This is a genomic window from Arthrobacter sp. ISL-5 (assembly GCF_018613835.1).
Taxonomy (GTDB): Bacteria; Actinomycetota; Actinomycetes; order Actinomycetales; family Micrococcaceae; genus Arthrobacter.
The window spans coordinates 200,585-208,004 of the sequence record NZ_JAGGPM010000006.1 but is presented as its reverse complement, the minus strand read 5'-3'; the positions used below and the strand labels follow the sequence as shown (position 1 = coordinate 208,004).

Sequence of the window (7,420 nt, the reverse complement as noted above, 5' to 3'; positions counted from 1 at the left end):
AATCAACGACACGCTACACTAGCTGTAGCAGCACAAGATGAACGGTCAGAGTCGGCGGTCTGCTTCAGCCTCGGGCGCCGGACACTGGCCTCGAGCTCGTGTGTTAGCGGTTCGAGAGGATGGATGGCCCCCCTGCTGCTGGAAGGCACTGAAACCGGCCTACCGCCGCCACGGCTCCGTAAGGAAAACGCCTCAAGTCTGTCTGCCACAGGTTCACTTCCGGCTGATCAACTGCATTGGAGCTTGCCCACATCCACTTCTTGGTGGAACCCATAGGTAGATCTAACCTCTGAGGGAGTAGCGGCACGAGCGTGAGCGCGAACCTTCCTACTTATCGTGTTGTCGGCGCACCATCTCGGTGATCCAGATGGGCACGAACGGAGACGTGCAGCCCGGGGAAGTCGGGTAGTCCTTGAGAACCTCCAGGCGCTCACCGATGTCAATTGCACGGGCACGGTGCCCGGCGTGCTCGATCCCGATCTGACCAAGGCACTCGTTCATCGCCCACTGCAGGCGATCCGGGGCGTCTTTCATCTCCACCTCGATGACATCGAGCAGTCCCGCGAGGTCGAGACCCTCGGGCTTCTTCGTCACGCGTTCCGTGGTTAGCGCCCAGCCGGCACTCGCGACCACCGGATCCGGATCGGCGGACCAGGCCAGGCGCAGCTCTTCGGAGTGCGGGTTCTTCTTCACCACGTAGTTCACGAGCCAGCCGTGCACCTTGGGCGTCCGCGCCTCGCGCGACATGACGTCCAACTCGTCAAGCTCGAACGCCTTCGGGCGGCAGATCAGGATCGCCAGCAGTCTCGCCGCGGTGTCACCCGTCTCCCAGAGCTGGCACGCGAGTTCCTGCTGCGTTTTCAGCCGCTTCGCGAGCGCGCGCAGCTTGCTGAGGTTCACACCGTGATCGTCACCGTGTTTCTCGTTCACCTCGCGTGCCCTCGGGTCCTCGAGCTCGGCCAGCTCGGCCATCACCCCGGCCACCATCGTCTCGGTCAGCGTCGTCTCGGCCACCTCTGCCCCCTGTTCGTCACGTGCGAGATTCAGCCTACGACGGAAGTCGGCCCGGCGGTTGGATTCAACTGGGCTGCAGCCGCGCCGGTCGCTGTTGCAGCGCGTTTCACGAACCTCGCTGATGAGCGGTCGGATTGATTTCTCACGCCCGCGGCGCACGCATGAACCTGCGTAAATTTCGTCCCGAGGGGGCGGGACGCCTTGATCCAACGCAGGTTCGCCGCCCGCTCAATGAAGGCGGCACGGCACCGACACAGCCGACATTTTCGGACTTTGTATTGCGTCCGGCCCTTCGATCATCCACACTGACTACAGATCCGCAGGAGATTGTCTCCGCCGATCCAGCCCGCCGGGTACAACGGCCGGCCACCGCCCCATCCAAGAATGCCGGGCAACCCCTCTCGAACCACCGCTTTCCGCCTCCCCGGGTGCGCCCGGCCCCGGAAGCCCGCGCCCGCTGAGAACCCCGGCACATCCATCGAGAAAGAGACCACGATGATCAAGCGCCACTCGGACGTCGTCCTGGAAATCACCGCCCACGACCCGGACACCGTCGAAAACGACCTGAACGCCGCCGTAGAGATCGCCCGCGAACAGGCCATGAAGGAATGCCGCCACGGCATCCTCGTTACCCAACACGGATACACCAGCTACACCGTCGCTGTAAGCCGCGATGTTCCCTACGGGCAGACACACGAGCGACGCGAAGAGCCGGCGAACTAACAGACAAAAGACCGGTCCGGCGTAGTGCCTTGAGGGCACCAGCACCGTGGAGTTATCCGGCCGGGCCTGACTGTGCGGCGTAGGCGATGGCCTGGTCGCGCACCTGGCTCACGTAGTACTCAGACTGGTTGTAGGAGTAGATGGCGCCGGTCCATCCCTCGGCGGTGGTGACATCACGGCCGCCAGCGCACAGGTACGAGGCCGCACTTAGGGCGGCGTCGTCGATGTTGAGGGGGTCGGATTCTCCGTCGCCGTTCCCGTCCTGCCCAGCCATCTGCCAGGTGGAGGGAATGAACTGCATTGGTCCGACGGCGTGGTCCCAAAGGGCATCGCCGTCCAGGACGCCGTCGTCTGTATCAGGGATGGCGGCGAAACCATCGCCGTTGAGGCCGGGGCCGACAATGGGCCGGCTCGCCTGCCCGGCGGAAGTCAGGCTTCCCCCGCCGTGGGTTCCGTGGGCCGATTCTATGAAGCCGATGGCCGCCACCGTGTTCCAGCCGATCCCGCACGTTGGTGCCGCGGCGTTGGCCATCCCGGCCGCAGCCGCGTAGGCCCGGAGCGCGCGGACCGGTATGTCGGTCCGCGCCGCAGTCCGGGCGAGCCACTGGGCGTCAAAGCTGCCCTGGGTGATGTTCACGGCCGGAGTGCTGTTGGTTGACAGCACCTCGAGTTTCGCCTCAGATTGTGGCGGTGCTGACCTGGCCCCGCTGGTCTCCGCACCGGTCACACGGAGCGCCCAGAACGTGAAACCGGTGATGACACAGAACGCGAAAAGGGTGAGGACCGCAAGGCGTTTCAGGCGAAGCATGGCCTAGCAGAACCGGCCCGCGGGCATCCCGCTCCGGAGCATGGCCTTAGCCAGCGTCCGGGGCGTTCGCAGACTGCGCCTCCAGGGAATTATCCTGCGATTCCCGGACGTCGGATCGGACTTCGTCGTAATCGGTTGCCACTAGGTGATTCACTTTCCGGGGTTGGTTGTCGGACCGGAATGCAACTTACACCATTGCATCGGCATTCCCTGGCACGAGGCCCGTCAGCGCCGGAAGGGCGCCGTCGCTTGCCGGCCTAACCGACAACCTAGAGGGACTCTGCGTAAATTGCGGGGCGGCGAGAGAATCCATATAGAAGAGACTGAACAGGACCCAAAGGAGTGTGCAGTCATGATCACTGCTGCGCATGCGCGCGCGGTGGTTAGCCGGGACTGGTATCTCCCGATCGAGGACCATGGGCTTATCGGCGACGGGTCCACCTGCGCGCTTGTGGGACGTGACGGGGCAATCACATGGCTCTGCCTCCCCGGAATTCGACAGCCCTCCGTTCGGAATGTACGGCCCTGCGGGAACGTTAATTCCATTAACGTAATTTGGGTGACTGCCCGCTCTGGAATCGCTGGCAGGCTACGGAACAGGAAGGGAATGCGTAACACCATAGAATCCGTGGAGGACGACGCCGGCAATGTCGCCACCTACCGCCGCCACGCCAACGGCGGCGGCCTCGTCGGCCGTGGCGCCAAGGTAGGCAAGTCGTCAGTCATAAAGGCCGCCACCTATGTGGAAGCGGGCGCCCGGGTAGGCTCTGGATGCCGCATCGGCGCCGGCAGCTGGATCGACCGAAAGGTGCACATCGGTGACCACGCCGTCATCGGCGACGCCGTCTACGTGGGCGCGGGTGCAGTCCTGGGCAACCGCGTCCGCGTCGGAAGCCACTCGCGCATCGGGGCCCGCGCTCAAATCGGGGACGGCGTCCGACTGCACGCCGACAGCACCGTTCCGGAGGGCGCCGTCATCTCAGCCGCCATTGGGCCGTCCTCACACCCCTCTGCGGACGCGTTGTCCGGCCACAAACAGCCGAAGCGGAGCGCGGCGTGACAAAGCGCGTCCCCGGTCAGCCGGCAGACAGCCTGATCGCCTCACTCGTTGACGCCGATGGCCGGCGGATCGTGGAACCCGGGGTGTAGCGGAACCGGGAGGTCAGCGGACCGGTGCCGGTCAGGCCGGGACGGCAGCCATTACCGGCTCGCCGTTGAAGTATTCGAGCTGCCAGCCGTCAACAGCATGGTGGTGGGCCAGGTTGAGCACGGCGTTGTCGATGCTTTCCAGGGTGCGGCCGATTGCGCGGCTGAGGCTCACACGGAGGAGCGTGCCGTGGGCTACGACCAGGACGCGGCCGCCTCGGAACTCCTCGGCCAGCGCTTCCAGCGAGGCAAGCCCGCGGGAGGCTGCCTGGTCCTCGCTCTCTGCGCCGTGGAAACCTCCACCGGGGATGCGCAGTGCGTCCAGTTCAGGCCCGGCCTGCAGGCCCTCCGCGGGTCCGAAGCTGCGCTCGGCGAGCTCCGGCACGCGCCGGGCCACAATGAGCCCCAGCCCGGCGGCAATCAGGTTGGCGGTTTCCGCGGCACGGCTCAGCGGCGAGGACACGATCGCATCCCACTCGTAGCCGGACAGGGCGGCGACGGCGTCGCGCGCCTGGCCGCGGCCGACGTCATTCAGCGGAATGTCGGTGGATCCCTGCAGCCGGCGCTGCGCATTCCAGTCTGTCTGGCCATGGCGGACAAGGGCGAAGGTCGTTAGGGTCATGCTTTCCATTGTCCGTTACAGCGGGGACTGACCCGTCACACGCCGGCGAGAACCCCGTCGATCCGGGGAAGCAGGCCCGGCCACCCGCTGCCCATGCCCTGGAAGGCCTGCTGGCCCATTGGCGTGTCGAGACGGAAGCCCGCGTGCTCGAGGTGCAGGACGGTCCCATCGTCGATCGCCTCGAGTCGCCACGTCACGGTGGTGTCCAGCTGGCCCTCGGCGAAGAGGAAACTGATCAGCTCGCCGGGCTCCACGGCGAGGACTTCGCACTGCTGCTGGCCCCACGCGCCCATATCCATCGTGAAGCGGTGGGCGCAATATCGCCCTGGGCCCACCAGCGGGACAGCAATTCAGGCGTGGTGAGCGCACCCCATACAACGCTCCTTGCGCCGCGTTAGACGACGTCGGTCGGGGCGGCGCGGTGATCGATCTCGGCAGTCAGTTTGTCGATCCGGTCAAGTGCGGCGTTGAGGTGCTCGACCGTCGCCCACAGCGCTGGATGCTGTTCCCGGATTTGTTCGAGCGTGGCGCCCGCGGAGGTGAGCGCAGCGAGATCGAAACTCACGTTTGTGCGCGCCCCTGTTACCGCTGCCCTGAGGGCGCCGAACGCGACGACGATATCGGCAATAAGCGCCGGGTTGCCGTTGGAAGCAAGCCACCCCAGATCTCCGATGGCATCGATGGCTCGCTCGCCCAGCACGGCGGATGCCTTGGCGGCTTCGACGGATGCCCGGTGTATTGCGTCCTCGCGTTCCGGCCCCGGGTCCAGGCGGAACGCGGCCCCGAAAGCCTTGGATGCCGAAGCGTCGTCATCGGCGAGCCGAAGAGCGGCCTCCCGGAGTGAACGCGCCCGCGCGTGAACATCGGCGAGCTCCGTGCGCTGGTGTTCCTCAGGTTCCGTATATCCCGCAACCATCGATGTCAGTGACGCAGCGACGGCAAGCATCAGTCCCGCCCCGGCCCCGCCGCCTGGCGAGCCGATGGACTCTGCCAATGCCCGCGTCCAGTCCTCAACCGTCGAGCGTTGCGTAGTTACCGCTTCAGAGTCAGCCATGACACCAAGTGTGCCCCTTGGCTGGCCTGCCGCACGAGCAGGTCAGGGGATCGGAAGCGGTGACAGCGGCTTCGTGACTGCGAAGGCGAAGGTCGTCTTGATCGATGCGAGTGACGGAATGGCGCGGAGATCCGTGCGCAGGAGCTCCTCGTAGGTCGCAAACGAATCGACGACGATCTTGACGAGGTAGTCGTCATCACCGGCGAGCAGGTATGCCTCGACCACCTCCGGGACCGAGCGGAGCTTTGCCTCCACCGCGTCGACCACCTGCGGGGTGTGCGAAAGGAGCGTCAGTCGGGCAAATGCCGTGATCGCAAGCCCGACGGCGCCCTGCGAAACAACCGCGGTGTAGCCGGCGATGACTCCGCTGTCCTGCAGGTGCCGTACTCGTCGAAGGCACGGAGACGGGGACAGGCCCACACGGTCCGCCAACTCCTGGTTCGTCAGCCGGCCGTCCTGCTGAAGCTCAAGCAGGATATGCCGGTCAATGTCATCAATGGTCACCATTGGCAGATTCTACTACTGGACGGCTATCTCGCGGCAGAAATGGCAATCGCCTGCCCTTCTCACTTCCCTACGATTGCTCTAGTAGCGGGAGATTGAAGGGAGTTCGCCGGTGAATAGCCAGGTGCGTGCGAGGCTGATGGGCGCAGGTGCACTCGCCGCCACAGTTGTTCTTTGGTCCTCATTTGCGCTGTCGGCCAAAGGAATCGGCGCATCGAGTCTGACCACCATCGACGTAGCGCTTATCCGCTTCCTGACGCCGGCAGTGCTCCTCAGTCCGTGGATTCCGCGCACGGTGCGGGCACTTCGGCGGGAGCGGCCAGGCGCACTCCTCCTGCTCCTCATCGGCGGATTGCCGCACTTCCTGCTCTTTGCGTTCGGGGCGCACCTGACGACGGCGGGCCTGACCGGCCTGCTCGTGCCCGGCACGGTACCCCTGTTCGTCACCGCGATCGCCTTTATCGCGTGGCGCAGCAGCATCCCCGGGCGGCAACTGCTCGCCCTCGGCGCGATCGTCACGGGCGTCGCGGCGAGCGCGTTCCAGGCGACGACGGCGACGACGGTCGCCGGCATCGGCGTGCTGCTCGCCGGCGGGCTGGCCTGGGCCCTGTTCACGATCGGCCTCCGGCGCACGCAACTTGACCCGATCGGCGTCGTCGTCCTCATCTGTGCGCCCTCGGCGCTGGCCGCCGCCGGCCTCGCCATCTCCGGCCTCATGCCGTCGCACCTGACGGACGGCACGGCAAAACTGCCCGACGTCCTGCTGTTCACCGCGCTTCAGGGCGTCGGGACGGGGCTCCTGTCCACGCTGTGCTACGCCTACGCCGTGCGCTCACTCGGCAGCAATATTTCCGCAGCCACGGGCGCCATGAGCCCGGTCCTGACTGCAGTGGTCGCGGTCCCGCTCTTTGGCGAGCACGTTACCCCGACCCTTGCCGTCGCTTTGTCCCTCATCGTTGCCGGCGTCATCACCTTCAACCTCACGCCAACGCGCACCAGCGGGAACGCCGCGGACGGGCGGGTCCAAGGCGTCGGCGCGGCGCCCGGCCGGCCTCATCCCGCGCAGGAGCAGGACGACACGCTCGCGGGAGTGCCCCAAGCCGCCGAAGTCACGCCAAGCCGTTCCGGCCTACTGTGACGGCGTCAGCCGGCCTGCGGCCTCCTGCTGGATCCGGGCGGCCCGCCTGGAATAGTCGGCAATCGTGCGCAGCTGCTCGTCGCTGTAACCCTCCAGGAGTGCCGCCAGTCCGCCCATGAAGTCCGCAAAGTAGGGCGCGGCGGATGCTGCCTGGTCGCCCACGAGCTCGATCAGGACCTTGCGCCTGTCGTCCTTATGCCGGACCCGGCGTGCCACGCCCTTGCTCTCCAGCCGCTGCATCAATCCGGTCACCGACGCAGGCGCGAGCCCGGAATGCTCACCGAACTCGCCGGCCGTCATGGGCCCGAAGCGCATCAGGATGTCGATCGCCTTGCCTTCCGTCGCAGAGAGCCCGCGCAACTCGGACAGCGCCGTGTGGAACATGACGGCCGCCGTCGACAACTCCCGGCC

The 7,420-nt window shown here is 66.1% G+C and carries 10 protein-coding genes and 1 pseudogene; 3 read left to right on the top strand and 8 right to left on the bottom strand.

Annotated elements, in window-relative coordinates; translation table 11 throughout:
* Positions 1-327: 327 nt before the first annotated feature.
* Positions 328-1,014 (bottom strand): DNA alkylation repair protein, encoded by a 687-nt coding sequence (locus J7I89_RS03975; RefSeq protein ID WP_308159798.1) that lies wholly within the window; start codon positions 1,012-1,014, stop codon positions 328-330.
* Positions 1,015-1,509: 495 nt separating this feature from the next.
* Between J7I89_RS03975 and J7I89_RS03970 the strand changes: the two genes are divergently transcribed.
* A complete protein-coding gene (locus J7I89_RS03970; protein ID WP_214967454.1) occupies positions 1,510-1,737 on the top strand; it encodes a hypothetical protein in 228 nt (75 codons plus the stop codon).
* Positions 1,738-1,789: 52 nt separating this feature from the next.
* On the opposite strand, the gene J7I89_RS03965 is transcribed toward J7I89_RS03970, so the two are convergent.
* A complete protein-coding gene (locus J7I89_RS03965; protein ID WP_214967452.1) occupies positions 1,790-2,545 on the bottom strand; it encodes a lytic transglycosylase domain-containing protein in 756 nt (251 codons plus the stop codon).
* Positions 2,546-2,597: 52 nt separating this feature from the next.
* A pseudogene (locus J7I89_RS24980) lies at positions 2,598-2,687 on the bottom strand (DUF4193 domain-containing protein); the annotation flags it as partial.
* Positions 2,688-3,152: 465 nt separating this feature from the next.
* Here J7I89_RS24980 and J7I89_RS03960 point away from each other — a divergent pair.
* On the top strand, positions 3,153-3,605 hold the full coding sequence (locus J7I89_RS03960) for a DapH/DapD/GlmU-related protein (protein ID WP_214967450.1): 453 nt from the start codon (positions 3,153-3,155) through the stop codon (positions 3,603-3,605).
* 120 nt (positions 3,606-3,725) lie between these two features.
* On the opposite strand, the gene J7I89_RS03955 is transcribed toward J7I89_RS03960, so the two are convergent.
* From J7I89_RS03955 to J7I89_RS03940, 4 genes are all read right to left on the bottom strand, one after another.
* Positions 3,726-4,313 carry a histidine phosphatase family protein gene (locus J7I89_RS03955; RefSeq protein WP_214967448.1) on the bottom strand — a complete coding sequence of 196 codons (588 nt, stop codon included), beginning with the start codon at positions 4,311-4,313 and terminating at the stop codon, positions 3,726-3,728.
* Positions 4,314-4,348: 35 nt separating this feature from the next.
* Complete coding sequence (locus tag J7I89_RS03950; protein ID WP_214967446.1) at positions 4,349-4,612, bottom strand: SRPBCC domain-containing protein; 264 nt, start codon at positions 4,610-4,612, stop codon at positions 4,349-4,351.
* Between the two features lie 95 nt (positions 4,613-4,707).
* Positions 4,708-5,367 (bottom strand): cyclodeaminase/cyclohydrolase family protein, encoded by a 660-nt coding sequence (locus tag J7I89_RS03945; RefSeq protein WP_214967445.1) that lies wholly within the window; start codon positions 5,365-5,367, stop codon positions 4,708-4,710.
* A 42-nt stretch (positions 5,368-5,409) separates the two neighbouring features.
* Positions 5,410-5,874, bottom strand: coding sequence for an Lrp/AsnC family transcriptional regulator (locus J7I89_RS03940; RefSeq protein ID WP_214967443.1), 465 nt, complete (start codon positions 5,872-5,874; stop codon positions 5,410-5,412).
* 109 nt (positions 5,875-5,983) lie between these two features.
* On the opposite strand from J7I89_RS03940, the gene J7I89_RS03935 reads away from it, so the two are divergent.
* Positions 5,984-7,009, top strand: coding sequence for a DMT family transporter (locus tag J7I89_RS03935; RefSeq protein WP_308159797.1), 1,026 nt, complete (start codon positions 5,984-5,986; stop codon positions 7,007-7,009).
* On the opposite strand, the gene J7I89_RS25890 is transcribed toward J7I89_RS03935, so the two are convergent.
* A complete protein-coding gene (locus tag J7I89_RS25890) occupies positions 7,001-7,393 on the bottom strand; it encodes a MarR family transcriptional regulator (protein WP_285290178.1) in 393 nt (130 codons plus the stop codon). The two genes, J7I89_RS03935 and J7I89_RS25890, sit on opposite strands and share 9 nt — an antisense overlap.
* Positions 7,394-7,420: the final 27 nt, after the last annotated feature.

Coding starts and splice junctions, on each gene's coding strand:
- J7I89_RS03970 (WP_214967454.1), top strand. CDS start 1,510: ATGATCAAGCGCCACTCGGACGTCGTCCTGGAAATCACCGCCCACGAC.
- J7I89_RS03965 (WP_214967452.1), bottom strand. CDS start 2,545: ATGCTTCGCCTGAAACGCCTTGCGGTCCTCACCCTTTTCGCGTTCTGT.
- J7I89_RS03960 (WP_214967450.1), top strand. CDS start 3,153: ATGCGTAACACCATAGAATCCGTGGAGGACGACGCCGGCAATGTCGCC.
- J7I89_RS03955 (WP_214967448.1), bottom strand. CDS start 4,313: ATGACCCTAACGACCTTCGCCCTTGTCCGCCATGGCCAGACAGACTGG.
- J7I89_RS03950 (WP_214967446.1), bottom strand. CDS start 4,612: ATGGATATGGGCGCGTGGGGCCAGCAGCAGTGCGAAGTCCTCGCCGTG.
- J7I89_RS03945 (WP_214967445.1), bottom strand. CDS start 5,367: ATGGCTGACTCTGAAGCGGTAACTACGCAACGCTCGACGGTTGAGGAC.
- J7I89_RS03940 (WP_214967443.1), bottom strand. CDS start 5,874: ATGGTGACCATTGATGACATTGACCGGCATATCCTGCTTGAGCTTCAG.
- J7I89_RS25890 (WP_285290178.1), bottom strand. CDS start 7,393: ATGTTCCACACGGCGCTGTCCGAGTTGCGCGGGCTCTCTGCGACGGAA.